The 25,974-nt window shown below is 73.6% G+C and carries 22 protein-coding genes and 1 pseudogene; 13 read left to right on the top strand and 10 right to left on the bottom strand.

Going from position 1 to position 25,974, the window contains the following annotated elements:
• The first annotated feature begins 144 nt into the window (after nucleotides 1-144).
• Together ASD48_RS08520 and ASD48_RS08515 are read left to right on the top strand one after the other, a co-directional pair.
• Nucleotides 145-549, top strand: coding sequence for an OB-fold domain-containing protein (locus ASD48_RS08520; protein ID WP_057601081.1), 405 nt, complete (start codon nucleotides 145-147; stop codon nucleotides 547-549).
• Between the two features lie 25 nt (nucleotides 550-574).
• Nucleotides 575-1,177: a GNAT family N-acetyltransferase gene (locus ASD48_RS08515; protein ID WP_057600741.1), complete on the top strand. Its 603-nt coding sequence runs from the start codon at nucleotides 575-577 to the stop codon at nucleotides 1,175-1,177.
• Between the two features lie 197 nt (nucleotides 1,178-1,374).
• On the opposite strand, the gene ASD48_RS08510 is transcribed toward ASD48_RS08515, so the two are convergent.
• Both ASD48_RS08510 and ASD48_RS08505 read right to left on the bottom strand, forming a co-directional pair.
• A complete protein-coding gene (locus tag ASD48_RS08510) occupies nucleotides 1,375-2,040 on the bottom strand; it encodes a pyridoxal 5'-phosphate synthase (RefSeq protein WP_057600740.1) in 666 nt (221 codons plus the stop codon).
• Nucleotides 2,041-2,057: 17 nt separating this feature from the next.
• Complete coding sequence (locus ASD48_RS08505) at nucleotides 2,058-3,053, bottom strand: expansin EXLX1 family cellulose-binding protein (protein ID WP_057600739.1); 996 nt, start codon at nucleotides 3,051-3,053, stop codon at nucleotides 2,058-2,060.
• 205 nt (nucleotides 3,054-3,258) lie between these two features.
• On the opposite strand from ASD48_RS08505, the pseudogene ASD48_RS08500 reads away from it, so the two are divergent.
• A pseudogene (locus ASD48_RS08500) lies at nucleotides 3,259-4,971 on the top strand (aminotransferase class I/II-fold pyridoxal phosphate-dependent enzyme); the annotation flags it as partial.
• A gap of 596 nt (nucleotides 4,972-5,567) precedes the next feature.
• Nucleotides 5,568-6,371, top strand: a complete 804-nt coding sequence (locus tag ASD48_RS08495; protein ID WP_199875679.1) for a phosphatidate cytidylyltransferase — start codon at nucleotides 5,568-5,570, stop codon at nucleotides 6,369-6,371.
• A gap of 202 nt (nucleotides 6,372-6,573) precedes the next feature.
• Here the strand turns inward: ASD48_RS08495 and ASD48_RS08490 are convergent, their stop codons facing one another.
• Nucleotides 6,574-7,773 (bottom strand): acetyl-CoA acetyltransferase, encoded by a 1,200-nt coding sequence (locus ASD48_RS08490; RefSeq protein WP_057600737.1) that lies wholly within the window; start codon nucleotides 7,771-7,773, stop codon nucleotides 6,574-6,576.
• A 113-nt stretch (nucleotides 7,774-7,886) separates the two neighbouring features.
• Between ASD48_RS08490 and ASD48_RS08485 the strand changes: the two genes are divergently transcribed.
• Nucleotides 7,887-9,107 (top strand): acyl-CoA dehydrogenase family protein, encoded by a 1,221-nt coding sequence (locus ASD48_RS08485; RefSeq protein ID WP_057600736.1) that lies wholly within the window; start codon nucleotides 7,887-7,889, stop codon nucleotides 9,105-9,107.
• Nucleotides 9,104-9,586, top strand: a complete 483-nt coding sequence (locus ASD48_RS08480; protein ID WP_057600735.1) for a nitroreductase/quinone reductase family protein — start codon at nucleotides 9,104-9,106, stop codon at nucleotides 9,584-9,586. Before ASD48_RS08485 ends, ASD48_RS08480 begins: the two co-directional genes overlap by 4 nt.
• A 109-nt stretch (nucleotides 9,587-9,695) precedes the next feature.
• Here ASD48_RS08480 and ASD48_RS08475 read toward each other — a convergent pair whose 3' ends face one another.
• A complete protein-coding gene (locus ASD48_RS08475) occupies nucleotides 9,696-10,310 on the bottom strand; it encodes a LysE family translocator (protein WP_057600734.1) in 615 nt (204 codons plus the stop codon).
• Between the two features lie 82 nt (nucleotides 10,311-10,392).
• Between ASD48_RS08475 and ASD48_RS08470 the strand changes: the two genes are divergently transcribed.
• Nucleotides 10,393-10,845 (top strand): Lrp/AsnC family transcriptional regulator, encoded by a 453-nt coding sequence (locus ASD48_RS08470; protein ID WP_057601080.1) that lies wholly within the window; start codon nucleotides 10,393-10,395, stop codon nucleotides 10,843-10,845.
• 86 nt (nucleotides 10,846-10,931) lie between these two features.
• Here the strand turns inward: ASD48_RS08470 and ASD48_RS08465 are convergent, their stop codons facing one another.
• On the bottom strand, nucleotides 10,932-11,567 hold the full coding sequence (locus ASD48_RS08465; protein WP_057600733.1) for a TetR family transcriptional regulator: 636 nt from the start codon (nucleotides 11,565-11,567) through the stop codon (nucleotides 10,932-10,934).
• A 134-nt stretch (nucleotides 11,568-11,701) separates the two neighbouring features.
• Between ASD48_RS08465 and ASD48_RS08460 the strand changes: the two genes are divergently transcribed.
• From ASD48_RS08460 to ASD48_RS08450, 3 genes are all read left to right on the top strand, one after another.
• Entirely contained in the window at nucleotides 11,702-12,424 is a 723-nt protein-coding gene (locus ASD48_RS08460) for a VOC family protein (RefSeq protein WP_057600732.1), read from the top strand.
• Between the two features lie 188 nt (nucleotides 12,425-12,612).
• A complete protein-coding gene (locus ASD48_RS08455; protein WP_057600731.1) occupies nucleotides 12,613-14,985 on the top strand; it encodes a serine/threonine-protein kinase in 2,373 nt (790 codons plus the stop codon).
• A 165-nt stretch (nucleotides 14,986-15,150) separates the two neighbouring features.
• The gene (locus tag ASD48_RS08450) at nucleotides 15,151-15,696 is read left to right on the top strand and encodes a hypothetical protein (protein WP_057600730.1); all 546 of its coding nucleotides are present in this window, start codon (nucleotides 15,151-15,153) and stop codon (nucleotides 15,694-15,696) included.
• A gap of 264 nt (nucleotides 15,697-15,960) precedes the next feature.
• On the opposite strand, the gene ASD48_RS08445 is transcribed toward ASD48_RS08450, so the two are convergent.
• The 3 genes from ASD48_RS08445 to ASD48_RS08435 are packed head-to-tail and all read right to left on the bottom strand — an operon-like array spanning nucleotide 15,961 to nucleotide 18,343.
• Nucleotides 15,961-16,734, bottom strand: a complete 774-nt coding sequence (locus tag ASD48_RS08445; protein WP_057600729.1) for an enoyl-CoA hydratase/isomerase family protein — start codon at nucleotides 16,732-16,734, stop codon at nucleotides 15,961-15,963.
• Nucleotides 16,731-17,147, bottom strand: coding sequence for an OB-fold domain-containing protein (locus ASD48_RS08440; RefSeq protein WP_057600728.1), 417 nt, complete (start codon nucleotides 17,145-17,147; stop codon nucleotides 16,731-16,733). The genes ASD48_RS08445 and ASD48_RS08440 overlap by 4 nt, the downstream gene beginning before the upstream one ends.
• Nucleotides 17,148-17,185: 38 nt before the next feature.
• Complete coding sequence (locus ASD48_RS08435; protein WP_057600727.1) at nucleotides 17,186-18,343, bottom strand: lipid-transfer protein; 1,158 nt, start codon at nucleotides 18,341-18,343, stop codon at nucleotides 17,186-17,188.
• Between the two features lie 102 nt (nucleotides 18,344-18,445).
• On the opposite strand from ASD48_RS08435, the gene ASD48_RS08430 reads away from it, so the two are divergent.
• Nucleotides 18,446-20,026, top strand: a complete 1,581-nt coding sequence (locus ASD48_RS08430) for a FadD3 family acyl-CoA ligase (RefSeq protein ID WP_057600726.1) — start codon at nucleotides 18,446-18,448, stop codon at nucleotides 20,024-20,026.
• Nucleotides 20,027-20,114: 88 nt separating this feature from the next.
• Here ASD48_RS08430 and ASD48_RS08425 read toward each other — a convergent pair whose 3' ends face one another.
• Together ASD48_RS08425 and ASD48_RS08420 are read right to left on the bottom strand one after the other, a co-directional pair.
• Nucleotides 20,115-20,318 (bottom strand): hypothetical protein, encoded by a 204-nt coding sequence (locus tag ASD48_RS08425; RefSeq protein WP_057600725.1) that lies wholly within the window; start codon nucleotides 20,316-20,318, stop codon nucleotides 20,115-20,117.
• A gap of 202 nt (nucleotides 20,319-20,520) precedes the next feature.
• A complete protein-coding gene (locus ASD48_RS08420) occupies nucleotides 20,521-23,499 on the bottom strand; it encodes a BTAD domain-containing putative transcriptional regulator (protein ID WP_057600724.1) in 2,979 nt (992 codons plus the stop codon).
• A 193-nt stretch (nucleotides 23,500-23,692) separates the two neighbouring features.
• Here ASD48_RS08420 and ASD48_RS08415 point away from each other — a divergent pair, with 193 nt between their 5' ends.
• Both ASD48_RS08415 and ASD48_RS08410 read left to right on the top strand, forming a co-directional pair.
• Nucleotides 23,693-24,961 carry an amidohydrolase family protein gene (locus ASD48_RS08415; protein ID WP_057600723.1) on the top strand — a complete coding sequence of 423 codons (1,269 nt, stop codon included), beginning with the start codon at nucleotides 23,693-23,695 and terminating at the stop codon, nucleotides 24,959-24,961.
• Nucleotides 24,958-25,881: an LLM class F420-dependent oxidoreductase gene (locus ASD48_RS08410; protein WP_057600722.1), complete on the top strand. Its 924-nt coding sequence runs from the start codon at nucleotides 24,958-24,960 to the stop codon at nucleotides 25,879-25,881. The genes ASD48_RS08415 and ASD48_RS08410 overlap by 4 nt, the downstream gene beginning before the upstream one ends.
• Nucleotides 25,882-25,974 lie beyond the last annotated feature (93 nt).

Genomic DNA, 25,974 nt, shown 5'->3' with positions numbered 1-25,974 from the left:
AATTCGCGGCCAACAAAATCGTCAACAATCTGCGCGACATTCACGGGGGACGCACAGCTTCATGGCGGACGCACAGGGATCTCTCATGCGAATGGCGCGGTCTTCCCGGATCCGACTGCCTGACGTACCGTCAGATCCATGGAGATGGGCAACCGTTTCGACGTCCCCGAGGTCGACGCCTTCACGCGCGCCTACTGGGACGCGGCCGCCGAGGGGAGGCTGCTGATCCGGCGCTGCGGGGCCTGCGGACGGGCCCACCACTACCCCCGGGAGTTCTGCCCGTACTGCTGGAGCGAGGACGTGACCTGGGAGGACGCGAGCGGCCTGGCCACGCTGTACACCTGGTCCGTCGTCCACCGCAACGACCTGCCGCCCTTCGGGGGGCGCACGCCGTACGTCGCGGCGGTGGTCGACCTCGCGGAGGGGCCGCGGATGTCCACGGAGATCGTGGGGGAGGCGGCCGGGGAGCCGTCGGCGGGGCTGCGGGCGGGGCTTGAGCTGGCGGTCGCGTTCCGGGACGGGATACCGGTGTTCCGGCCCGCGCCGTGAAAGACCGGCGGTGTTCAATGGCCGGATGACCGACATACGCGAGCCGTACCCGGCCCCTCTCGCCCCCGGTCTCCGCGGCCACGGCCTGGCCCTGCGGTCCTGGGACCCGGAGTCCGCCACCGACGTGGACGCCTGGCTGCGCGGGCACGTCGACCCGGAGTTCGTGCGCTGGAACACCCCGCTGCGGACGATCGCCGACGCCGCCGGAGCCCGGGCGTCCCTGGAGGGCAGAAGCGCGGACGCGGCCGCCGGGCGTGCCATGGCGTTCTGTGTCACGGACGCGGCCGATGGCACGATCCTCGGGCAGGTCGGAGTCAACATGATCGACCACGTGCTGAGCTTCGCCAGAGTCGGCTACTGGATCCTGCCGGAGGCACGCGGCCGGCACGTCGCGACCCGCTCCCTGCTGCTCGCGGCCCGGTGGGCGTTCACCGAGATCGGTCTGCACCGGCTGGAACTGGGCCACGCGCTCGGCCACGACGCGTCCTGCCGGATCGCCGAACGCTGCGGCTTTTGGTGCGAGGGGACCCTGCGCGGCGCGATGTGGGAGTCGGGCCGCCGAGACGCCTTCCGGGACGTCCACCTGCACGGGCGACTGACCACGGACCCGGAGCCCGTGTGGCCGTGAGGCCGTGGGGCAGCTGGGTTGTGGGGCCGTGGGGGCCGTGAGGCGGGATCCCTGACGGGCCGTGGGGGAGTCGTGCCGTCTCCCGCGTCCTATGTCACCGTCGGATCACCTTCGCCGGGACGGGCCACCGTCGTGCCACGGGCCACCGTCGTGCCACGGGCCACCGTCGTGCCACGGACCACCCCCGCGGGGCGTCCTCAGGGCCACAACTGTTCCCTGGACCAGGACTCTCCCGACCGGCGGTAGCGCAGCCGGGCGTGACGGCGGGCGCTGTCCCCCTGGAAGAACTCGACCTCGTCCGGACGCAGTCGGTACAGGGTCCAGGTCGGGGACGGGGCCGTCGGGTTCGCGCGGGCGTGCTCCCAGGCCGCCTCCGACGCGCGCGCGAGCTCCTCCGCCGAGGCCAGGATCTCGCTCTGCCGTCCGGTCAGGGCGGCGGCCAGGGCACCGGTCGAGCGGGCGTGCAGATCGGCCTGGGCCTCCTCGGACGGGGCGGAGGTGACCGGGCCGCGCACCCGGATCTGGCGGCCCAGCACCGGCCAGTAGAAGGTGAGGGCCGCGTACGGGCGCGCGGCGAGCTGACGGCCCTTCCGGCTGGTGGCGTGGGTCGCGAAGGCCCACCCGTCCGCGTCGGCGCCGTGCAGCATCACGATGCGGGCGTCCGGAAGGCCGTCCTCGCCGACGGTGGCGAGGGTCGTCGTGTGCGGCTCCCGCTCGCCCGCCGCCACCGCCTCGGCGAACCAGTCCGTGAAGAGGGACAGCGGCTCGGCGGGAGCCTCCTCCGGAGCGAACGTCGGCAGCGCGGTCACCTCCGGGTCCCACACCCGCAGCGACCTCAGCAGTTCGTGAAGATCCTTGGCCATACCGCGAGGGTAAGCGGTCAGTGCCGCGCGAACTGGACCCGCGTCGACTGCACCACGTCCGCCCGGACGGCGATCCCCTCGACCGTCAGCCGCTCCCCGTAGATGTCGGTGAGCCGCAGCGCGCTGCCGCAGCCGGTGCCCTGCTCGGAGAGGAAGTAGTTGTAGTCGGTGCGCGCCAGACGGGTCCAGCCGGCGCTCGTGCGGACCTCCAGCCGGGCCAGCGGATTGCGGTGGCCGATCGCCTGGATGCCGCACCAGTACCGGGTGGAACCGGTCTTGTAGCGGATCGAGATCGTGTCGGACGTGGCGGGGCTCAGCAGGCTCCACGTGACCGGGATCCGGCCCGCCGAGAGCGGGGCCAGCTTGGCGAAGGCCTGCCGGCTGAGGTCGAGCTGACCGGCCTCGCAGGGCGCCGGGCACTCGTTGGTGATCCGGACCGTGATCGACGCTCCGCTCCCGGCCCGGACGAGGACGTACGCGCCGCACGCCTTGGACGTCTCGTAGTCGGCGGTGTTCATCGCCGCGGTCATGACGTCGGAGGTCGGGCCGTAGGAGCAGGCGCCGTTGCCGTCTCCGGCGTCGTACGAGGTGGCGACGCCCCGGTAGGAGGTCCCGGGCGCGATCCGCCCCGCCGACGGTGCCGCGCCGGACGCGGTCCGCGCGGCGGGTGCGGCAGAGCGCCCGCCCGACGCGCCGGACGCACCGTCCGGGGTGGCGGCGGGCGTGGACGCCCGGCCCGCCGTCGCGCTCGGGGACGCGGTGGACGGCCTGGGCTTCGGCGACGGCGACCCGGTGCTCCCGGTCGCCGTCGGCGAAGCGCTCACCCCGGCCCCGGCGGCGGGTTCGACCGCGCGGGCCCCGCCGTCCGCCCCGGTGCCGGCCCCGCCGTCCGGACGGAAGGCCACGACCAGGGACACGACGAGGGCGACGGCCGCCACGGCGACCACCGTGACGACGGGAACGCGGCGCGTGCGTCTCTCGGGGCGGGCTCGACGGTGTGAGGAGGAAGCCACGGATGCATCCTTTAGCGGTTCGGCGGAGCACGTACGGGAAAGCTTTCGACTCGTCAGTCGCCACCGGTCCCGGAAAGGTTGCCGTGCCCGGCGGAACTCCCGGGCACGCCTGAGTACGCGTACTCAGTGGGGCTGGGTCGCCCGGCCCTGACGTGACCGGTCCACGCTCCCGACGATGGGTGTCCCCGCGTCGAGAGAGGTGCCCATGGGCCGTGACCTTCAGCTGCGTACCGCCACTTCGGAGGATCTGGAGTGGATCCACGCGTTGCGTCACCGGGTGTACGCCGAGGAGTTGGGCCAGCATGCGCCGCATCCCGCCGGGCAGCTCCGTGACGGGCTGGACGGCGACAACGTCTACCTGGTCGCGGCACGGGGAGCGGTACGGATCGGCTTCGTCAGCCTGACCCCGCCCTGGCTGGGGCGGTACGCGCTGGACAAGTACCTGACCCGGGACGAGCTGCCGCTGCTGGACGACGGCGACCCGTTCGAGGTGCGCATCCTCACCGTCGAGCCCCGCTGGCGGGCGACCGCGGCGGCACCGCTGCTGATGTACGCGGCCCTGCGCTGGATCGCCTCCAGGGGCGGCCGCCGGGTGGTGGCGATGGGACGCGCCGACCTGCTCGACATGTACCTGGCCGCCGGGCTGCGCCCGGTCGGCCGTACCGTCCACAGCGGCGCGGTCACGTTCGAGGTGCTGACCGGCGGCGTGACCGAACTGACCAAGGGGGCGACGGACCGCTACCGCGCCCTGCTGCGGCGCTTCGAGTCCGCGGTGGACTGGCGGCTGGACATGCCGTTCACCCCCCGGCCGGACGGCTGTGAACACGGCGGCGCCTCGTTCACCGCCATCGGCGCGGACTTCCGCAGCCTGCACCGGCGGCATCGGATCGTCGCGGCGGATGTGCTGGACGCCTGGTTCCCGCCCGCCCCGGGGGTGCGGGCGGCGCTCACCGAGGATCCGGCCTGGGCCGCGCGGACCTCGCCGCCGACCGGCGCCGAGGGACTGCTGGCGGAGATCGCCACGGCCCGCGCGCTGCCGGTGGAGACCCTCGCGGTCGGCGCCGGTTCGTCCGACCTGATCTTCAGGGCGTTCGGCCGCCTGCTGACCCCGGACAGCCGGGTGCTGCTCATGGACCCGGGCTACGGCGAGTACGCCCATGTCACGGAGCGGGTGATCGGCTGCCGGGTGGACCGGTTCCGGCTGCGCCGAGAGGACGGCTGGCGGATCGACCCCGACCGGCTGTCCGCCGCCGTCGGGTCCGGCCGCTACGACCTCGTGGTGGTGGTCAACCCGAACAACCCGACCGGACGTCACGCGCCGGCCGCCGAGCTGCGCGCGCTGATCGCCGCCGCGCCGGCCCGGACCCGCTGGTGGATCGACGAGGCCTACCTGGGCTATGTCGACCCGGCCGAGTCGCTCGCCGGGCTCGCCGCGACGGACCCCCGGGTGGTGGTCTGCACCTCGCTGTCCAAGATGTACGCGCTGTCCGGGATGCGGGCCGCGTACCTGGTGGCCGAGCCGGACACCGCGGCGCTGCTGCGCCGGTGGACCCCGCCCTGGCCGGTCAGCCTCCCGGCGCAGCTCGCCGCGGTGGCGGCCCTGCGCGACCCCGAGCACTACACCGGGTGCCGACTGCGCACCCACGCGCTGCGCCGACGGCTGGCCGCCGACCTCGCCGCGCTGGACGGGTCCGTGGTGGTCGAGGAAGGTGTCGCCAACTTCCTCAACCTGACCCTGCCCCCCGGCGGACCGAGCGCCGCCCGCCTGGTGGCCGAGTGCCGCCGCCACGACGTGTACCTCCGCGACCTGTCGCCGTTGTCGTCGCAGTACCAGGGACGCACGGTGCGGGTCGCGGTGAGGGACACCGCCGAGAACGCCCGCATCGTGGACGCGTGCCGAGCAGCCCTGAACGCGCTGAGCCCGCGTCCGGCCTCGGGACCGGGACCGGCCCTGGCCCTGGTCTCGGCCTCGGCACCGGCACCGGCACCGGCACCGGCACCGGCCTCGGCCCCGGCCCTGGCCTCGGCCCCGGCACCGGCACCGGCCTCGGCCCCGGCCCTGGCCTCGGCACCGGCACCGGCCTCGGCCCCGGCCCTGGCCTCGGCCTCGGCCCCGGCCCCGGCACCTGCCATGACCGTGGCACCGGACCCTGCCGTGGCACCTGACCCGGCCCTGGCACCGGACCCGGACCCGGCCCCGGCTCCTGTGCCTGCCCCTGTCCCGGCCCCGGTCCCTGCCCGAGACGCGGGACCGGCACCTGCCCCGGACCCTGCCCGGGACGCGGACCCGGTTCCGTGCGTCGCGACGCGCGCGGATGCTTCCACCGTGGCCGGATCAGGTGTCGGACCCGTCGCTGAAACCCTCTCCGGGCCCGCCGTTGCAAGCTCCGGTGCCGGACCTGTCTCTGCATCCGTCGTCGGGCCTGCCGGCGGGTCCGACGACGGTCCCGCCGCCGGATCCGGCCGCAGACCCGACGTGGGATCCGCCGCCGGAACTGGCGCCGGTACCGGCCGGTGATCACCGTGGCCTCGCTGGCGCCCTACCTTGGTGGGGCGCTGGCGTTGGGAGGTGTCGCTGTGGTGGCGTCCCGGCGGCGCGAGCTGCTGATCCGGTGGTGCGCCTGGGCGGTCGGCGTGCCCCTGGTGACCGCCGCGTTCTGGTGGGGTCGGCCGGGCGCGGCGCTCGTGGCCCTCGCGGCCGGGGTGATCGCGGTGTTCGAGTTCGGCGGGCTGCTGCGGCTGGGCCGGCCGGACCGGGTGGTGCTGGCCGCGGCCGTGGCAAGCGTGGTGCTGGCGGCCTGGCTGGCCCCCGGACAGGTCCTCCGGGTGGTGGCGATCGGGGCGCTCGCGGTGGCCGCCGTGCCGCTGCTGGCCGGCGACGCCGAACGCGGCCTGCACCGGGTCGGCGCCGGGCTGCTCGGGCTGGCCTGGCTGAGTGTGCTGGCCGCGCTGGTGCCGCTCGGGGCGAGCGCGCTCGCCCTGTTCGTGGCGGTGTCGATCGCCGACATCGTGGCGTACTTCGCCGGGCGGCGGCTGGGCGGGCCACGGCTGTCACCGCTGTCACCGGCCAAGCGGTGGAGCGGGACCCTGGCGGGGTCCACGGCCGGGCTCGGGGCGCTGGCCGTGCTGTCCGCGCTGAGCTGGCCGACGGCGGTCGCCGTCGCGGTCGGCGGTCCGGCCGGGGACCTCCTCGAATCCATGGTCAAGAGGGGCGCGGGGACGAAGGACGCAGGCCGTTGGCTGCCCGGCTCCGGTGGTCTCCTGGACCGGATCGACTCCCTGCTCGTCGCCCTGGCGGTGCTGCTGGTCCTGACCTGACCCTCGTCGGCGGTGCCGTACTGGCCGGACTGGCAGGACTGGCTGGGGTGGCCGGGGTGGCCGGGGTGCACTGGACTGCGGTGGCCGGAGTGGTCGGGCTGGGCTGGCGGGCTGGCCGGGTCGGCCCTGGCTGGACTGGGCTGGCCGGGTTGGACCGGGCCGGGGCTGATCTGCCGGGAGGGGCGGCGCGGCGCGGCGGGGCTCAGTCGCGTCCCAGGACCACCGTGCCCGACGAGCAGAACCACCCGCCGGTCCCCGAGGCGACTCCCAGGCGGGGCAAGCCCCCGTCCTTCGCCGTCACCTGACGGTCCCCGCCCTCGCCCCGCAGTTGCCGCACCGCCTCCACCAGCAGGAACAGCCCCCGCATGCCCGGATGCTGGGCCGAAAGACCGCCCCCGTCCGTGTTCACCGGCAGCGCGCCGGACAGGGTCAGCCGCCCCTTCTCCACGAACGCGCCGCCCTCGCCCTTCGCGCAGAAGCCCAGGTCCTCGAGGGTCACCAGCGTCATGTAGGTGAACGCGTCGTAGATCTCGGCGAAGTCCATGTCCTCCGGCCGCAGCCCGGCCCGTTCGAAGGCCAGCCGGCCGCTCACCGCCGCCGGGGAGACCGTGAAGTCGTCCCACTCGGACATCGAGGCGTGCGAGACGTGCTCTCCCGTGCCGAGGATCCACACCGGGGCCGTGCGGCAGTCGCGTACGTACTCCTCGGCCGCCAGGAGCACCGCCGCGCCCCCGTCGGAGCGCAGACAGCAGTGCAGTTTCGTGAAGGGGTCGGCGATCATCGGGCCGGAAAGGACGTCGTCCACCGTCACCGGGTCGCGGAACATCGCGTCGGGGTTCAGGGCCGCGTTCGCGCGTGCCTGGACCGCCACCTCCGCCAGCTGCTCGATCGTCGTGCCGTACTGGAGCATGTGACGGCGGGCGGCCATCGCGTACTTGGCGATCAGGGTGTGGCCGTAGGGGACCTCGAACTGGAGCGGGCCGCGGCCGCCGAAGGCGAAGGTGCCGGTGCGGCGGCCCGCCTTCACGTCCGCGCGGGCCGTCGAGCCGTACGCGAGCAGGACCGCGTTCGCGTGACCGGCGGCGATCGCGTCGGCCGCGTGTGCCGCCATCACCTCCCAGGCCGAACCGCCTACGGAGGTGGAGTCGACCCAGGTGGGCCGCAGGCCCAGATAGTCCGCCACCTCGACGGGGGCCAGCGTGCCGAGCCCGGCGGACGCGAAGCCGTCCACCCGTGACCGGTCGAGTCCCGCGTCCGCGAGCGCCCGCCGGGCCGCCTGGGCGTGCAGGGTGTAGGGGGTGGCGTCGTCCGCTCGGCCGCAGTCGGAGAGGGCTACGCCGACCACGGCCACTTTCCGGGTCCCGGACGCGGATGCGGGTGCGGATGCGGATGCGGATGCCATGAATCTGACGGTACATCAGATGATGCTCGCCCTGACAGGCGTCGCCTCTCTGGGCATTCCCGGCCCCTCGCCCTAATATGACGCCCCGTCAGATCAGGATGAGAGGGGTGGCCATGGACCCCGGCTTCACCGCCGAACAGGACGGGATCCGCCGCACGTTGCGCGAACTGCTGCACAAACGCTGCGGCCCCGAAGAGCTGCGCGCGGCCCTGGACACGCCCCTCGGCCACGACCCCGCCCTCTGGGCCGCCCTCGCCGAGCGGCTCGGGCTGCCCGGCCTCGCGCTGCCCGAGGCGTACGGCGGTGTCGGCTGCCCGGTCACCGACCTCGCCCTCGCCGCCGAGGAGACCGGCCGGGCGCTCGCGCCCTCCCCGCTCCTCGCGACCTCCGTCCTCGCCGCGCCGCTGATCCTCGCCCTCGGCACCGACGCCCAGCGCGCCGACCTGCTGCCCCGGATCTCCGACGGCACCCTGACCGCCGCCCTCGCCGTGCCCGCGCCGGCCCTGGCCACCGCCCTCGCCCTGACCGGTCCCCAGGACGGCGACTGGGCCGGCGGCGGGCGCGCGGGCGGGATCCAGGCCCGGCGGGTCCAGGGCGTCTGGCGGCTGTACGGGGAGGCCGCGCAGGTGCTCGACGGGCACAGTGCGGGGGCGTTGGTGGTCGCCGCGCACACCGGGGGGTTCGTGCGGTCGCGCACCCTGCTGTTCGTCGTGGCGGGGGACGCCGTCGGGCTCGTCCGCACCCGGCAGACGGCCCTGGACGCCACCCGCCCGCAGGCCCGGGTCCAACTTCGCGAGGTGCGGGCAGAGTTGCTCGGCAGCGAGGAGGAGGATGCGGGCGCGCCCGAGGCTCTCTCCCGCGTCGGTGACTTCGCGGCTGCCTTCCTGGCCTGCGAGGCCGTCGGCGCCGCCGACCGCGTGCTGGAGCGGACCGTCGAGTATCTCGGCCGACGGGAGCAGTTCGGGCGGGTGATCGGCTCCTTCCAGGCGGTCCAGCACCGGCTGGCCGACGTGTACGTGCGGATCCAGGCGGCCCGTTCCGCCGCGTACTACGCCGCCTGGGCGGCGGGCGGCTCGGGCGGCTCGGGCGGTCCCGCCGGCCCGGACGGCCGGGTCGGCGGGCTGGCGCTGGCCCAGGCGCTGGAGGCGTTGCGCAGGGCCGCCGCCGAGGGCATTCAGCTGCACGGTGGCATCGGCTTCACGTGGGAGCACGAGGCGCACCTGTTCTTCAAGCGGGCCGCAGGCGACGAGCTGCTGTTCGGGCCCGTGCACCGGTTGCGGGCGCACGCGGCCGAGGGGGCCCGGCTCTTCGAGCGGACGGAGGTGTCGGTGTGATCGGCGTCCGTTTGGTGCAGAAGGTCTCCTCGACGAAGGCCTTCGCGAAGGTCGCGCCCCGTGTCATCCCAGCCCTCGACCGGGCCGTCCATCGCCTCACCCGGGGAAAGGTGCTGCTCAGCGCCCAGATGCTGCCCGGCGTGATCCTGACGTCCACCGGGGCGAGGAGCGGGCTGCCTCGGCGTGCGCCGCTGGCCTGCATGCCCGAGGAGGGCGGCGGGAGCTGGATCCTGGTCGGCTCCAACTTCGGCCGGACCGGCCACCCCGCCTGGACCGGCAACCTCCTGGCCCACCCCGACGCCGAGATCAGCTGGAAGGGCAGGGACATCCCGGTGACGACCGTGCTGCTGACGGGGGAGGAGCGGGCGGCCGTATGGAAGACGCTGCTGACCTTCTGGCCGCCGTACGCGACCTATCAGGCCCGGGTGGAGCGCGAGATCCGCCTGTTCCGCCTCACCCCGAGGACTTCGAGAGGCTAGGTGCCCCCCGGCGCCACGGGCCAGGGGGCAGCGGCCCGCAGGGTGGGGAGGGCCCGGGGGCAGCGGCCCGGAAGGTGAGCAGGGCCCGGGTGCAGCGGCCCGTATGGCGTCAGAAGGTGTGCTGGATCAGCAGGAAGGTGCCGATGCCCAGCATCGCCGCGCCGGATGTGCGGGTCACCGCCCGTGCCGCCGCCGGGCGGGCGCCCAGCAGTCTGCGGGCCAGGACGCCCACCGCGAGGTAGACGGCGGCGCAGCACGCCATGTGCAGCAGCCCGAGGGCGGTCGTCTGGGCGGCCACGGGCAGCCGCCCGTCCCCCGTGGTGAGGAACTGCGGCAGGACCGAGAGGTAGAGCAGCAGACCCTTGGGGTTCAGGCCGCTGATCGTGGCCCCGCGCAGGAACACCCGGGCACCGCCTTGGGCGATCTCCGCGCCCGCGCCCGGGGTCCCCGGCCGCCGCAGCACGGCCCACCCCAGCCACACCAGGTACGCCGCGCCCGCCACCGTCAGTCCGGTGAGCAGCGTCGGCGACCCCGCGACCAGCACCGCGAGGCCCGCCGCGGCCAGCACCGTGTGCAGGGCGTACCCGCTCACCAGGCCGCCGACCGCCGCGCCCACCGAACGGCCGCGCAGCCCGGCGGAGATCACGTACGCCCAGTCGGCGCCCGGCACACACACCAGCAGCAGGTCGACGGCGAGGAAAGAAATCAGCGTTCCCGAGTCCATACCGGGGACATTAGGCGCTATGCGGCCGAAAGTGTTCCCGAAGTTTTCGCAGATCAGGGTGATCTGGGGGAAGATCTGTCTCATGGATGACGTGGACCGGAAGATTCTTGCCGAGCTTCAGCAGGACGGGCGGCTGACCGTGACCGAGCTGGCCGCGCGGGTGCGGCTGAGCGTCTCGCCCTGTCACCGGCGGCTGCGGGAGCTGGAGCGGTCCGGGGCGATCAGCGGCTACCGGGCGGTGGTGGAGCCGGCCGCCGTCGGGCTGACCTTCGAGGCGCTGGTCTTCGTCTCGATGCGGCAGGAGGACCGGGACACCGTCGCCGAGTTCGAGCGGGCGGTGGGCGAGGTGGAACACGTCCTGGAGGCGCAGCGGCTGTTCGGGGAGCCCGACTATCTGCTGCGGGTGGCCACCGCCGACCTCGCGGCCTTCCAGCGGCTGTACGACGAGCGCCTCGCCACCCTGCCGGGGGTGCAGCGGCTGACGTCGACGCTGGTGATGAAGCACGTGGTGAAGGACCGGGCGCTGCCCGCCTGAGGCCGGGAGCGCGGCAGGCGGCAGCTCACCCGGGTGAGCTGCCGCCTGGCAGACAGGACTTGACCGAAAATCGAGTGGGGGCCGGGCTACTTCGTCGGCTTCTTGCCGGTGATGCCCAGGTGCACCAACAGGGCCAGATTCGGCTTGAGTTCAGCCTGCTTGACGCCCCACGTCTGGAAGCCCTTCTGGTGCGAGGCGACCGCCGCGAGCATCGCGACGAGCGCGCCGGCGACCGCGGCCGGGTTCACGTCCTTGTCGACCTTGCCCTTGGACTGCAACTCGGCGACCGCGTCCGAGAGGGAGTTGTTCACCGAGTTGAGGATCTTCATGCGGAGTTTGTAGAAGCGCTTGTCCCCCTCCGCGGCGCCGAGGTCGACGACCCGGAGGATCGCGTCGTTCTTCCGCCAGAACTCCAGGAAGCCGTCGACGAGTTCCTGCGCCGTCTGCCAGCCCGCCTTGCCGACCCAGGACCGCCCTTCGACGAGGCCGGTCAACTCGGCTCCCTCGGCGGCCATTTGCTCGGCGATCTCCAGTACGGCACCTTCGACGTCCGGGAAGTACTGGTAGAAGGTCGCGGGCGAAGTGCCCGCCTTCCGGGCGACGTCGATGACCTTGACGTCGCGGTACGGAGAGGAGCTGAGCATCTCGCTGAGGCAGTCGAGCAGCTTCTGCCGCGTCGCCTGCCCGCGCCGACCGGCCACGCGGCCGTCGACGGTACGCACTTGTCCTGTCATGCCGTCAGCTTACCGAGGGGTGATCGGAGCGCTATTCGGCCGACTGCAAATGGGGTGCGAGGGGGTGCGGAGGCGGGTGTGCCTGGTCTGCGGCTTGCGTGCGGCGCCGTTAGTTTGGCTGTATGGCCGAAAACAGGGCATCGGTGTACGCAGAGGGCGTCCCCTGCTGGGTGGACGCGCAGCTCCCCGACGTGGACGCGGGCAAGCGTTTCTACGGTGAGCTCTTCGGGTGGGATTTCGAGGAGGCGTACGGCTCCTCCGTGTGGGCCCGGCTGGCGGGCGAGCCGGTGGCCGCGCTCGCCCACAAGACGGACGGCCGCATGCCCACCGTCTGGACGGTGTACTTCTCGACGCCGGACGCGCAGAAGACCGCCCGTCGTATCCAGCACGCGGGCGGGCAGGTCATCATGGCGCCGCTGCCGGTCGGCGGGGCGGGCACCACCGTGCTCGCCGCCGACCCCGAGGGCGCGGTGTTCGGGCTGTGGCAGCCGGCCGGCCACCCCGGCTTCGGCGTACGGCACCGGCCCGGGGCCTTCGCCTGGGCGCAGCTCTACGCCCGGGACACCGAGGCCGCCAACACCTTCTACGGGCATCTCTTCCACGAGGCCCTGTTCGGGCCGGGCGCCGAACCCGACTTCGGGCGGGCGCCGGTCGGCGATGTCTTCTCGGAGGTCATGCCGCCGCACTTCCTCGTCCACTTCGGTGTGGAGGACTGCGAGGCGGCCCTCGGCGCGGTGAGCCGGCTCGGCGGGCGGGTGCAGGCGGGCCCGTTCACCGCTTCGTACGGAATCGTGGCGGTCGTCACGGACAATCAAGGGGCGTCGTTCGCGCTGCTGCAGCGCTGACGGGTGCCGTATGCGTGCTGTATGCGCGGATATGAAATGAGACACCCCGATTGCCCCCGGGTTCGCAACCGGCCGTCCGGCCAGGAAGAATCAGGGTGCGTGCCGCCATGGCGGTGCGGTGGTGAGACGCTGCACGGGGCCGTGTACACAAGTGGGTGACGCGGTTCGTACGGGGAGGTGGCAGGCAAGTGGTGGATCAGCTGACGCAGCACGATCCGCGGCGGATCGGGCCGTTCGAGGTGCTGGGACGGCTGGGTGCCGGCGGCATGGGGCTGGTCTATCTGGCCCGCTCGGCCTCGGGCCGGCGCGTGGCGATCAAGACGGTCCGGACCGAGCTCGCCGAGGACCAGCTCTTCCGGGTCCGCTTCACGCGCGAGGTGGAGGCGGCCCGGGCGGTCTCCGGGTTCTACACGGCCGCCGTCGTCGACGCCGATCCCCGCGCCGCCGTGCCCTGGCTGGCCACCGCGTACGTGCCCGCGCCCTCCCTCGAGGAAATAGTGAACGACTGCGGGCCGATGCCGGCCCAGGCGGTGCGCTGGCTGGCGGCGGGCGTCGCCGAGGCGCTGCAGTCGATCCACGGCGCGGGGCTGGTCCACCGTGACCTCAAGCCGTCCAACGTGCTCGTCGTCGAGGACGGGCCCCGGGTGATCGACTTCGGTATCGCGTCCGGCGTCTCGAACACCCGTTTGACTATGACGAACGTGGCGGTCGGCACCCCCGCCTACATGTCCCCCGAGCAGGCGAAGGACTCGCGCAGCGTGACCGGCGCGAGCGATGTCTTCTCGCTCGGCTCGATGCTGGTCTTCGCCGCCACCGGACACCCGCCCTTCCACGGCGCCAACCCGGTCGAGACGGTCTTCATGCTGCTGCGCGAGGGACCTGACCTGGAGGGCCTGCCGGACGAGCTGCGTCCGCTCATCGAGTCCTGTATGCAGATGGAGGCCACGGCCCGGCCCAACCCGGCCGACCTCCAGGCCCAGCTCGCCCCCCACCTCTTCGGTTCCGGCTCCGACGACAGCGGCACGGCGTCGGCGTGGCTGCCCGAGAAGGCGGTCACCCTCATCGAGACCCGCCGTGGCGGCCGCCAGGTGAAGCCGGCGCCGCCGAGCCCCCGCAGCGGCGGCGGAGGCGGCGTGGGCATGGCCCGGCCGGCGGTACCGCCCCCGCCGCCCCACGCGCCCGTGGTCCTCTCCCGCCCGGCACCCGCGCCCGTGGCCGTCGGCGCCCCCGACATCGGTCCGGTCCGGCTGGCGGGCGCCGCCGTGCCGATCGGACCGGGTCCGCGCGTCGCCGACGTCCGTGCCACGGCCGCCGTGAAGGCGCCGGTGGCCGAGCCCGGCCTGGTCGCCAACTGGTCCCGCCCGCGCCCCGGGGTCAACGGCGCCGACACGACCGTACCGGCTCCGCAGGGCGCCCCCTCGGAGACCCCGGCGGGCTGGCGGCCCTGGCGTTTCCGCATGTCGAACGATGTGTGGGGCACGCCGTCCGTCGCCGGGGACCTCGTCTACGTGACCTCCTTCGAGGTGCACGCCCTGGATGTGGCCACCGGTCGCCGTCGTTTCAAGACGCGGGACGTGGCCTGGTCGATGGCGGTCGCGGACGGCAGGGTGCACGCCTCCGACGGGCCCACCCTGTTCGCCCTGGACGCCCGTGAGGGCGCCGACCTGTGGCGGCTGTCGACGGACGCCTGGGTGTACTCGCTCAAGGCCGACCGGGGCACGGTCGTCACCGGCACGCGCGGCGGCGGCGTCCAGGCCTGGGAGGCCTCGTCCGGCCAGCGGCTCTGGGAGATCACCGGCTGCCAGACCGACTTCGAGTCCCCGGAGGCCGGCCCCGTCCTGCACGAGGGCACGGTCTATGTCTGGCAGGACGCCCGGCTCAGAGCCCTGGACGCCCGCACGGGCGAGGAACGCTGGTCGTACCCCATCGGCGACACGGCCTCCTGCGGCGGTGTCCCGGTCCGCGTCACCCCCGCCCCCGACGGCTATGCCTATGTCGCCGCGGGCACCCGTGTCCTCGCCGTCGACGTCGCGAGCGGCATGGTGCGCTGGCACTTCGAGGCCCCGGCGGTGTTCCTGTCCCCGCCGACGTTCGTGCCCGGCCCGGCGGTGACCGGCGGAGGCGTCTACCTCGCCGACTACCTCGGCACCGTGTACGCCATCGACGCCACCGACGGACGCGACCGCTGGCGCATCGCCACCGAGGCCCGGTCGTCCGTCGACCCGGTGCTGGTGGCCGCCGGTCACGTCCACGTCGGCAGCGGCAAGGGGCTCTACACCCTGGACGCGGTCACCGGCACCCCCAAGTGGCGCTTCCAGGCGGGCGGCGACATCGTGGGCGCCCCGGCGGTCGCGGAGGGCCGTATCCACTTCGGCTCCACGGACCATCTGCTCTACACCCTGAAGGCCGACGACGGCCGGCTGCGCTGGAAGCTGGCGACCGGCGGCGAGATCACCGGCTCCCCGGTGGTCCGCGACGGCGTCGTCTACGCGTCCAGCAAGGACCGGTGCGTGTACGCCCTGGACGCGGAGAAGGGCACGGGCACGGCCCGGACGGCCTGAGCCGACCGCTCACCGCCGGGGGGACGGCCGTCGTACCGGGACGGCCGTCGTGCCGGGTGCACGGAAGGGACCTGGACGGCGGCCGCCACCGCAGACGCTACGCCGGGGACCGGCCGGTCGCCACGCGGTGACATGGTCGTGACAGGCGGTGCCTACGCTGTCCGTATGGATCGACGGGGGCAGCAACTCAAGTTGGCGGCGGTGGCGGTGTGCGTCGTGCTGGCGCTGACCGGATTCTCGACGAGCAAGGGCCACGGCAGGAGCCACAGTGGCGGGGGCGGCGGCGGGTGCAGCAGCTCCGGCCAGGACCACGACAGCTCGTCGTCGACGTCGGGTTCGACGTCGAGCGGTTCGTCCGGCAGCACCTACCACGACTACGACGATGACGACTACTCGGACGACACCTACGGCGACGGCGGCTCCTCGGGCACGTCCACGGCGCAGAAGGACGCCACGGTGGAGCTGATCGACTGCGCGACGCCGAGCGAGGCGTACGCGACGGTCGAGGTCACCAATCCGAACGCGACCGGCGGCTACTTCACCGTAACGGTCGATTTCCTCGACGCGGGTTCCCGGCGGGTGGAGCAGCGGAGCGCCGAGGAGTACGTCGCCGCGAACGACACGTCGACGGTCCAGGTCGACCTGTCCGCCCCGGGTGTCGCGGCGAGGGTCGACACTTGCGACCCGGAGCCCTACGCGCCGGCCCGCTGACCGCACCTCCTCGTCGGGCCGACGCCTCCACGGGCACCTCCGCCCAATCCGTCCTGCCCACGGGCACGCGCGGACACCCGGGGCGGAACGGCGGGCGGCCGCTCGGCGGAGGGGCGTCCGCGACCGGACGCCCTCGGGGGTGACCGCCGGGCCGGAGCGGCTCCGCGCGGCCGGCTGAGGCGAGGACCGGGTGCGGGGTCCACCCGCGGTGTGAACCGGCGGGTGTTCCGCCCACCGGAGCCGGGATCCTCCGCACCCGTCGGCTCAGCGGACCCGGGGTTCGGCGGCCGAGCGGCCGGCGAACAGCTCCGCCTGGTCCTCGGTCGGCAGGTTCCCCAGCGAGATGAGATGCGGTGCCTGCGCGAAGCCCATCGCGCGGGCCGCCTCCTTCGCCGACCAGAGCGCCCGCACGGTGCCCTGGACCCCGGCGGGGGGAAACCCGGCGACGACCGCGGCGCGGGCGACGGCGGCGGCCGAAGCCCCACCGGTGTCGGTGAGTTCGGACACCAGCCCGACGTCGAAGGCGCGCCGGGCGGAGATCCGTTCCGCCGTCCCCATGAGCATCATCCGCGCGACCTCCCCGTACGGCATCCGCTGCGCCAGGAGCACCGACTCGTACGCGCTGACCATCCCGTACGTGGTGTGCGGGTCGAAGAACACGGCGCCGGCGCCCGCGACGACGAACTCGCACTCGCCGAGCAGATAGAAGGCGCCCCCGCAGGCCATCCCCTCCACGGCGGCGACGACCGGCTTCCACAGGTCGTTCGCCTTCGGGCCGACGGTGAGCAGCGGATCGTCCTGCATGTACGGGGAGCCGGGCTGCGGCACGACGGCGTCCCGGTCGAGGCCGGTGCAGAACGCCCGCTGTCCCGCCCCGGTGAGGACGACGGCCCGCACCGAGTCGTCGAAGCGCAACTCCCGCCATATGCGCTGCAGTTCGCGGACACTCTCGAGGTCGAGGGCGTTCAGCCGGGCCGGCCGGTCGAGGGTGACGACGGCGACCCCGGTGTCCTTGTCGATGTCCAGTCGCACGCTCACGGCCGCTCCGGAACCCACTGCGGGAGCCCGTCGCCGTCGAAGACGACCTGTACGCGGGCGCCGATGCGGATGCGGTCGGGGGAGAAGGAGTCGATCGCCGCCCCGGGGCCGCTCACCAGGTTCCCCACCAGCCGGATGCGGGGCGCCTCGGCCAGCTCGACGAGGATCACGTTGTAGGGGGCGTGGGCGGCGTAGTCGGGCAGCAGGGGTGGATGCGGGACGACGTAGGACCAGATCCGGCCGCGTCCCGACGTCCGCCGCCACTCGCTCGCGAAGGACTGGCAGTGCGGGCAGCAGGGGCGGGGCGGGAAGCGGGGTTCGCCGCAGTCGGCGCAGGCCTGGACGCGGAGTTCGCCCTGGGCGGCGTATCGCCAGAAGGGGGCGCCGTCGGCGTCGGTGACGGGGGTGAGCATCGCGGGATCGACTCCTCGGTGGGTTCTCCTCGGTGCGGTCAGTTCCTGAGCAGCAGGGCGGAGGTCGGGACGCCCTCGCCGGCGGTGACGAGGCAGGTCGCGGCGCCGGGCACCTGGGCGGTGCTGGTCCCGCGCAGCTGCTTGACGCCCTCGTTGATGAGGTTGAAGCCGTGCACATAGGCCTCGCTGAGCCCGCCGCCGCCGGTGTTGAGGGGCAGCCGTCCGCCGGTCTCCAGGGCCCCGCCCTCGGTGAACGCGCCCCCCTCTCCCCGGCCGCAGAACCCGTACCCCTCCAGGGAGAGCGGGACGAGGGGCGTGAAGGCGTCGTAGATCTGCGCGACGTCGACGTCGGACGGGGTGAAGTCGGCGTGCTTCCACAGGTGCCGGGCAGCCGCCCAGGCGGGGCCGGTGAGCGGATCGTCGTTCCAGTAGTTGACCATGCCGTGGTGCTGGGCGGGCAGGCCCTGGGCGGCGGAGTGGACGTAGACGGGTCTGCGGCGGCAGTCCCGGGCCCGCTCGCCGCTCACGACCACGCACGCCAACGCCCCGTCCGTCTCCAGGCAGTTGTCGTACAGGCACAGGGGCTCGCTGATCCACCGGGACGACATGTACATCTCGCGGGTGAGCGGCCGTTCGTACATCACGGCGGCCGGGTTCTGGTTGGCGCGGTTGCGGCAGGCGAGGGCGACGTTGAAGAGGTGGTCGCGGGTGGCGCCGTACTCGTGCAGATAGCGGCGGGCGAGCATGGCTATCTCGTCGGCGGGCCGCAGCAGCCCGAAGGGCCGGGTCCACTGGGCGGGGGTGGGGAGCTGGACGGCCGTGTTGGTCCACGGGCGCGGCCCGGAGCCCCGTTTGCGCGACCGCCAGGCGACCCCCACCGTGGCCTGCCCGGAGGCGATGGCGGCGGCGAGGTGGGCGACGGTGGCGCAGGAGCCGCCGCCGCCGAACCCGATCTTGCTGAAGAAGGTCAGGTCCCCGAACCCGACGGCCTTGGCGAGCTCGACCTCGTCGGTCTCCTCCATGGTGTAGGAGGCGAGGGCGTCGACCTCGCCGGGGGCGATCCCGGCGTCGTCGAGGGCGGCGAGGACGGCCCGGCAGGCGAGGGTCCGTTCGTCCTCGGGGAGGTGCTTGGCGAAGGACGTCTGCCCGATGCCGACGATGGCCGTGGCGTCCTTGATTCCGGTCACTGCGGGCATGCCGCACCCACCTCCACACGGCGACAGTGCTGCTGACAGTCCGTCAGGTTACCGCTAATCTGACGGTCAGTCAGCTAGTGCTCGCGTGTGGGGAGGCCGGTCGTGCGTGGTGACGTGGAGTGGGGGACGATCCCCGGCCTGGTCCGCTGGTCCGCCGAGAGGTACGCGACGACCGAGGCGGTGGTGGAGGGCCGCACCCGGATCTCGTACACCGAACTCGGCGCCCGCGTCGAACGCGCGGCGGCGGCCTGTCTGGCGAACGGAGTGCGGGCGGGCGACCGGGTCGCCGTCTGGGCCCCCAACTCGCTGGACTGGATGGTGGCGGCGCTCGGCGCGGTGGGCGCGGGAGCGGTGCTGGTGCCCCTGAACACCCGTTTCAAGGGCACGGAGGCGGCGGACGTGCTGCGCCGCAGCGGGACGCGCCTGCTGTTCGTGACGGGCACCTTCCTCGGGACCTCGTACGTGGCGTCCCTGCGGCGGGCGGCGGCGGAGGGCCCCGGTGGCGGCCCGCTTCCGGGACTTCCCGCGCTGGAGCAGGTGGTGGTGCTCTCGGACGACGCCCCGGCGGACTTCCTGACCTGGAAGGACTTCCTGGCGAGCGGGGAGGGCATCGGGGCGGCGGAGGTCCGGGCGCGAGCGGACCGGGTCGCGGGCGAGTGGCCCTCGGACATCGTCTTCACCTCGGGCACGACGGGCCGCCCCAAGGGCGCGGTGATCACCCACGCGCAGACCCTGCGGGCGTACGGGATCTGGACCGACCTGGCGGGGCTGCGGCAGGGCGACCGCTATCTGATCGTGAACCCCTTCTTCCACACCTTCGGCTACAAGGCGGGCGTGATCGCCTGTCTGATGCGGGGCGCGACGATGATCCCGCAGCCGGTGTTCAACGTGGACACGGTCCTCGCGAACGTGGCGTCGGAGCGGGTGTCGGTCCTCCCCGGGCCGCCGACCCTGCACCAGTCGCTCCTGGACCACGCGTCCCGGGACAAGCACGACCTGTCGGCGCTGCGGCTGGTCGTGACGGGCGCGGCGGTGGTGCCGCTGCGGCTCGTCGAACGCCTGCGGGGCGAACTGGGCGTGGAGACCGTCCTGACGGCGTACGGCCTCTCGGAGGCGAGCGGTGTCGTCACGATGTGCCGTCGCGGGGACGACCCCACGGTCATCGCCTCGACGTCGGGCCGCGCGATCCCCGGCACCGAGGTGCGGGTGGACGCGGCACCGGGCGAACCCGGGGAGGTCCTGGTCCGGGGCTTCAACGTGATGCGCGGCTACTACGAGGACGAGACGGCGACGGCGGAGGCCCTGACGGAGGACGGCTGGCTGCGCACCGGTGACGTGGGCGTCCTGGACGCCTCCGGCAACCTCCGGATCACCGACCGCCTCAAGGACATGTTCATCGTCGGCGGCTTCAACGCCTACCCGGCGGAGATAGAGCAGCGCCTCGGCCTGCACCCGGACGTGGCCGACGTGGCCGTGATCGGCGTCCCCGATCCCCGCCTGGGCGAGGTGGGCAAGGCGTTCGTGGTGCGGCGGCCGGGCGCGGTCTGCACGGCCGACGACCTGATCGCCTGGGCCCGGCGGGAGATGGCCAACTACAAGGTGCCGAGGGCGGTGGAGTTCGTGACCGCCCTGCCCCGCAACGCGAGCGGCAAGGTGGTCAAGGGCGAGCTGCGCTCCCGGTGACCGCGCGGCCCCCGGACGCGCGTCGGCCGCGGCGGCTCCCCTCCGCGCCGCCGCGGCCGATCCCCGTCGAAGTGGTGACGGGTGGTGCCTACTTGCCGCCCAGGGCGGGCGGGACCGGCGAGTGGTTCTCGAGCGTGGTGATCTCCTCGCCGGCCGACGTGGCGGACGCGGTGGACGCGGTGGTCTCCTGCGTCGTGGTCTCCTGCGTCACCACGTCCTTGAGGGCCGGCGGCACGGGCGAGTGGTTCTCCAGTGTGGTGATGTCCGTCGTCTGCTTCTCGGTGCTGCTCATGTTCCCGCTTCCCCTGTGAATGGTGTTCCAAGTGAATGAGACGCCTCTGTCCGGCGATTCCCCCGAGTATCGCCGGACAGAGGCGTGGACCGGAGTCCACCCCCATGGACTCCCCGGCCCGCATGCCCCCCGACGCGACGGACCGTTGGGTCGATTCTGCCGACCGGTCATAAACGTTTGATGAACGCCGTCCGCGCCGGGCTCATGACGCGTCCAGCGGGGCCAGCAGCCGACGCACCTCGGCGGCCTCGGGCGCCCCCGCATTCTCCAGCAGGAGCAGGGCCTCGTGCCAGCAGGCTCGCGCGCGGTCCGACTGGCCCAGCGCACGCAGGCTCTTGCCCAGCGTGTTCAGGACGCTGCCGCGGATCAGGTCCCCTCCGATGACCCCGATGGCGAGGGACTGCTCCGCGTGCTGAGCGGCCTGCGCGGGGCGCTGGGCGGCCAGATGCAGCTGGGCGATGCGCAGATGCGTCGTGCCCTCCCACAGCCGCTGCCGGTTGGAGGCGAAGATCAGCATGGCGTCGGTGAGCTGGGCCAGCCCCTCCGGCAGGCGCCCGGCGCGGGTGAGCGCCACCCCCAGGGAGTAGCGGCCGTTCGCGAGACGCAGGCTGAGACCGAGCTGCTGGAAGATGTCGACGCCCTGCTGCGCGAGCGAGACCGCGCTGTCGGCACGGTCCATGCGCTGGTGCAACTGGGCGAGATTGCAGAGCGCGCTGGCCTCGCCGGGGCGGTTGCCGTCGGCGCGATACCCGTCGCGCGCCGTCGTCAGCAGCCGCTCCGCCTCCTCGTACCGCCCCTGGTTGAGGGCGATGATCCCCCGGTCCGTCGCCGCCCAGCTCACCGGCGTCGCGTCCTGCGCCGCCGTGGCGAGCTCGATCGCGCGCCGGGCCTCCTCGTCCGCCTCGGAGTAACGTCCGGCGGCCAGATGGACGTTGGACAGCGCCGTCCGCGCGCGGCTCTCCGCGCGGATGTCGGCGGCGTCCTGCGCGGCGTCCCGCAGGGCCGTGGCCGCCCACTCGTACTGCTTCGCGTTCGCGCCCGACTCCGCCAGGTCCTTGGCGGCCCACAGCAGATCGACGGCACGGCGCAGCCCACTGCCCGACTGCTGCTGCCGTGCGCACGCCAGCAGGCACTGCGCCTCGGCGAAGAGCCAGTCGAGGGCCTGGGCCCGTTCACCGAAGGACAGCCCCCGGTACGACGTGGGCTCCAGGTGGACGACCGTGCGGTCGCCGGGCCGCTCGATCGTGTAGACCCCCGCCGCCGTCGCCAGATAGAAGTCCAGCAACCGCGACAACGCCGCGTCGCGCTCGCCGGGTGGCTCGTCGCGGTCGGCGCAGGCACGCGCGTAGAGCCGTACCAGGTCGTGGAACCGGTAGCGGCCGGGGGCCGCCGATTCCAGCAGGGAGGTGTCCACCAGGGACTCCAGCAGGTCCTCGGTGTCCTCCGCCGGCAGGTCCAGGACCGCCGCGGCCGCCGCCAGGGAGGTGTCCGGGCCGTCCGCCAGGCCGAGCAGCCGGAACGCGCGGGCCTGGGCGGGCTCCAGCGCGCCGTAGCCGAGTTCGAAGGTCGCCTTCACCGCCAGGTCGCCCGCCTGGAGCTCGTCGAGCCGGCGCCGTTCGTCGGCCAGCTTGGCGGCGAGGACGGACACCGTCCAGGTGCGGCGGGCGGCCAGCCGGGAGGCCGCGATCCGGATCGCCAGCGGCAGGAACCCGCACGCGGCCACCACGTCCAGCGCGGCCTTCCGCTCCGCCGCCACCCGCTCCTCGCCGACGATCCGGGTGAAGAGGGCGAGCGCCTCCTCGGGGGACATCACGTCCAGGTCGACGAGATGGGCTCCCGCCAGGTCCACCATCCGCACCCGCGAGGTGACCAGTGCCGCGCAGCCCTCCGTGCCCGGCAGCAGGGGGCGTATCTGGGCCGCGTCCTTCGCGTTGTCCAGCAGTACCAGCACCCGGCGGCCGTCCAGCACCGAGCGGTACAGCGCCGCCCGCTCCTCCAGGGAGTCGGGGATCGCCGAGTCCGCCGTGCCCAGGGCCCGCAGGAACGACCCGAGGACCGTCTCCGGCTCCGCCGACCGAGGCCCCGCGCCCTGGAGGTCGACGTACAGCTGCCCGTCGGGGAAGGCCGGACGGGCCTGGTGGGCCACGTGCACGGCGAGGGTCGTCTTGCCCACGCCCCCGATGCCCGCGAGCGCGGACACCGCCATCACCCGGCCGCCCGCGCCCGTGCCGTCACCGGCCCCGGCCAGCACCTCGCCCAGTTCCCGCACGAAGGCGGAGCGGCCGGTGAAGTCGGGCACCGTGGCCGGGAGCTGCGCGGGCCGCACCCGTACCACCGCCGGTTCCGCCGCCGGTGCCGAGGGCTCCGCCAGTTCCGGGTCGGCCTGGAGGATGCGGTGCTGCAACTGCCGCAGTCCGGCCCGCGGATCCACGCCCAGTTCCTCGGCCAGCAGCCGCCGGGTGTCCGCGTAGACCGCGAGCGCCTCCGCCTGCCGGCCGCTGCGGTACAGCGCCAGCATCAGCAGTTCGCGCAGCCGCTCGCGGAGCGGGTAGGCCGCGGTGAGCGCGGTGAGTTCGGAGACGGCCTCCGCGTGGCAGCCCTGCTCCAGGTCCATGTCCAGCCGGGACTCCAGCAGTCCCAGCCGCCATTCCTCCAGCCGGACGCGCTGCGCCTCCGCGTACGGCCCGGGGACGCCCGCCAGGGCCTCCCCGTCCCACAGCCCCAGCGTCCGGTTCAGCACCTCGCGGGCGTGGGACAGGTCCCCGGCGTTCCGTGCCTTCTCGGCCTCCGCCGCCCACTCCTGCGCCACCGCCAGGTCCAGCGCGCCCTCGGCCAGGCCGCGCACCGCGTAGCCGCCGGACTCGCTCACCAGGACGCCCGGGTCGAGCACCTTGCGCAGCCGGGAGGCGTAGGTCCGTACCGCCGCCAGCGCCTGCGACGGAGGCTCCTCGCCCCACAGCGCGTCGATCAGCTCGGCGGCCGTCGCCGTACGGCCCTCGCGCAGCAACAGGGCTGCCAGCAGGGCGCGTTGCTGCGGTGAACCGGTGGCCAGCGGCTCGTCGCCGCGGCGTGCGCGCACCGGGCCGAGCACGTCGAAGCGCAGCGTCGCCGGCTCCTCGGTGGAGCCGGGACGCCTCTGCTCCGGCACACGCGGGCCGCGGTGTCCTACCCGGTCGTCCATCAGGGCTCCCCTTAGGCATCCGAATTACCAGGCCAGTTTGCCCTGTCCATGCCGGAAGCGTCAGCTTGCCCGGCAGGTGCACGGGAGTCCACACACCCCTCACATCCGGTGTGCACACATCCCCACAGAGTCGATCAACTCCGGCCCCCGCCCAGTAGCTGACGATCCGTCAGATCGGCGCTACCGTGCCCCCATGGAGAACGCATTGGAGACCGCGAAGACCGAGAAGACCGCGAAGGCCACGGAGAACCTCCCGCTGATCATCTCCGTCGACGACCACACCGTGGAGCCGAGCACCGTCTGGCAGGACCGTCTCCCGAAGAAGTACCTCGACACCGGACCCCGCGTCGTGCGGGCCCCGCTGAAGGAGATGACCTTCCTCGGCGGCCGCTTCAAGCCCGTGATGGGCGAGCCCGGCGACGACGGCCCGATCGGCGACTGGTGGGTCTACGAGGACCTGCACCGCCCCCTCACCCGCCTGGACACCGCCGTCGGCTTCAGCCGGGACGAGATCAAGCTGGAGGTCATCACCTACGAGCAGATGCGCCCGGGGTCCTTCGACGTCCCGTCCCGGCTCGCCGACATGGACGTCAACCACGTCCAGTCCGCCGTCTGCTTCCCCACCTTCCCGCGCTTCTGCGGCCAGACCTTCACCGAGGCCGCCGACCACGAACTGGGCCTGCTGTGCGTGCGCGCCTACAACGACTGGATGGTGGAGGAGTGGTGCGGCCCGCAGGCCCGGGGCCGGCTGATCCCGCTCACCCTCATCCCGCTCTGGGACGCCGAACTGGCGGCGGCGGAGGTCCGGCGCAACGCCGCCCGCGGGGTCCGCGCGGTCGCCTTCTCCGAGATACCCCCGCACCTCGGCCTGCCCTCCGTCCACACCGACGACTGGGACCCCTTCCTCGCCGCCTGCGACGAGACCGGCACGGTCGTGGCCATGCACATCGGCTCGTCCAGCCGGATGCCCTCCACCTCCGCCGACGCGCCGCCCGCCGTCGGCTCCACCATCACCTTCGCCAACTGCTGCTTCTCGATGGTCGACTGGCTGATGAGCGGCAAGTTCGAGCGCTTCCCGAACCTCAGGGTGATGTACGCGGAGGGCCAGATCGGCTGGATCCCCTACATCCTGGAGCGCGCCGACGTGGTGTGGGAGGAGAACCGGGGCTGGGGCGGGGTCGCGGACAAGGTCCACCGTCCCCCGTCCGAGCTGTTCGCCGACCACGTCTTCGGCTGCTTCTTCGACGACGCCTTCGGCCTCAGGAACCTCGACTCCATCGGTGTCGGGAACGTCCTCTACGAGACCGACTACCCCCACTCCGACTCCACCTGGCCGAAGTCGCGCGAGGTCGGCGAGGCGCAGATGGGCCACCTGGCGCCGGACGTGGTGGAGCGGATCGTCCGGGGCAACGCTATCGAGCTGCTGGGACTGACCCCGGACGGCCTCTGGAGCCCGCGGTGAGCCTCGACTACGGCATCCAGCTCCCGGTCCAGTCCCAGTCCACGCTCTACGCCGAACCCTGGGAGGCGGACGCGGGCCCCGCCGACCTCGTCGAGATCGCCCGCGCCGCCGACCGCGCCGGATTCGCCTATGTCGCCGCCTGCGACCACGTGGCGATCCCGCACCGGCTGGCCGAGGCCATGAGCACGGTCTGGTACGACCCCGTGGCCACCCTCGCCCACCTGGCCGCCGTGACCGACCGCGTCCGGCTGCTCGCGCACGTCGCCGTCGTCGGCCTGCGCCACCCGCTGGTCACCGCCAAGCAGTACGCGACCCTCGACCACCTCAGCGGCGGCCGGCTGATCCTCGGCGTCGGCGCCGGTCACGTGCGGGAGGAGTTCGAGGCGCTGGGGGTGGACTTCGAGCGGCGGGGCGCCGTGCTCGACGAGACGATCGACGCGCTGCGCGCCGCGCTCGGGCCGGACGAGTTCCCCTCCCACCACGGCAAGTCGTACGACTTCGAGGGGCTCGGGCAGCGGCCTCGGCCGGCCCAGGCGCGGGTGCCGCTCTGGGTCGGCGGCTCCTCCCCGGCCGCCGTCCGCAGGGCCGCGCTCAAGGGCGACGGCTGGCTGCCCCAGGGCGACCCGAGGGACCGGCTGCCCGCGCAGATCGAGACACTGCGGCGGCTGCGCGGGGACGACGCGCCGCTCACCGTCGGCGCCATCACCGAGCCGCTGTACGTCGGCACCCCCGGCTGGGAGGTGGGCCGCCGCACCCTCACCGGCCCACCGGAGGCCCTCGCCGAGTCGCTGCGGGCCTACGGGGCGATGGGCGTCCACCAGATCCAGGTGCGCTTCCGCTGCCGCGGACGCGCCGAACTCATCGACCAGATTGCCCTGTTCGGAGCCGAGGTGGGGCCGCTGCTCGCCGACGCGTCGTGAAGGGGGCTCCGTCGGGTGAGGACCCGACGCGCGCCGGTTCGCCGCCCGCCTTCTCCGCGCACGTATCTGACGTTCCGTCAGATACGGCGTTAC

Origin of the sequence: Streptomyces sp. Root1310 (assembly GCF_001426425.1) — a bacterium.
GTDB lineage: Bacteria > Actinomycetota > Actinomycetes > Streptomycetales > Streptomycetaceae > Streptomyces.
Note: the sequence above shows the minus strand (reverse complement) of the source record. Positions and strands in the feature narration are given on the sequence as shown.